Raw genomic sequence first — 1497 nt, 5'->3', positions numbered from 1 at the left:
ATGATAAATGATTAAGTTATATTCAATCTGCTTGTTTATTAGCAGTTATGAATTGATATTTACCAAAAGGAGTTAATGACTTAACAGGTAGTGCTTCATTTTCACAAAGTGGAGTTGCTTACTCACAAACTAATGATCCTGAGGCAAATGAAAATATTACTCGTGATGTAAAAAATGCTTTAAAATTAGCAGGTGAAATTATTGATATTATATCTAGTAAAACAGTATCTAGACCATATAATTATAGTTTAGATAATTATGCTCATCCATGAGAAGAAGAATATAAACATATTAATAAAAAAACTTTTTATCNAACATTATTATTTTGATTAAAAGAACGATTACAAACAGATAATTCAATAAATATTACTTATCCAATTATTAATGATTTTTCTAAAATTGATTATAATGAATATATTAAATTAATAGTTCCATTTGATAATAACACGATTTATTATGAAGATAATGTCTGAAAAGCAAAACAAAGTGGTGATATTCCATCAGATGGTATTAAAGATAGTGATTTAAATAAAGATTATATTGATAAGCAAGATGGTAAATATATTGTAAAAACATCACAAGACTTAAAAAATAATTATTACGATGCAGCTGCAATTGATAATATTTTATTAGATAAACAAGATAAATTAATAAGTGGAACAAACATTAAAACTATTAATGGTAATTCATTATTAGGAAGTGGTGATATTTCAATTAGTGGTGGTAATGATTGAGAAGAAGTTGATACTAGTGATTTTAGAGTTGGTCAAATCGGATATAATATTGCTAATTTTGATAAAGAAAATTATATTTATAGAATTTGAGCCTCAGGAAAAGATAGCAAAGGAGATTTAAAGAGTCAAGGAATGTTGCAAACAAGGCGTAGTTTTACACAAACAATAGGTGTTATATATGATCAAATAGGTGTTAATAGTGCATGTTTAGCATTATCTATTAATCCTGATGGATTGATTAATATTGGAGTTAATGGTCCAGCAACATTTAAACCTTTAGGATTTGTGTTTATTGAAAGAAAAAAAGTAATTTAGGAAGGAATTAAATTAATGAAACAAGATAAAACAACTTGATTAAAAGGTGCCTTACCTTGAAATTGATTTAAAAAAGACCCTATTCCTACTTATAATTGAACTCATAAAGATATTAAAGAATGAGAAAGAAAATATAAAATTCGTAGTTGGGTAGTTAGTTTTTATACATTAATATTTTTAGTATTAAATTGTTGATTAGAATATGGCATGATTAATGCAATAAAAGATAATATTAATTGATATAATTATGGTCAATATTGAGGTAATGGAATTTCTATTTTATTAACACCTTTATTTACACATGGAATTCAAGGAATATTTGTTGCTAGTAGTAAACCAAAAGTTGATATGAAAATTGATATTCCACGATTAAAAATATCTAAAATAGGATTAGTATTTACAATTTTACCTTTAATTACTTTAATAATTTCTTTAATTATAATTTGAA

General features: G+C 24.3%; 1 protein-coding gene. It reads left to right on the top strand.

Translation table 4 applies throughout. From position 1 onward, the window contains the following. Positions 1 to 1064: 1064 nt before the first annotated feature. On the top strand, positions 1065 to 1497 hold a 433-nt coding region (locus EHU54_RS05780; RefSeq protein ID WP_400249444.1), incomplete at its 3' end, for a hypothetical protein.

It is taken from the genome of Spiroplasma sp. ald, assembly GCF_044714355.1.
Lineage (GTDB): Bacteria > Bacillota_I > Bacilli_A > Mycoplasmatales > Mycoplasmataceae > Spiroplasma > Spiroplasma phoeniceum.
The sequence above is the reverse complement of the archived record's forward strand: the minus strand, read 5'-3'. Positions and strand labels throughout refer to the sequence as shown.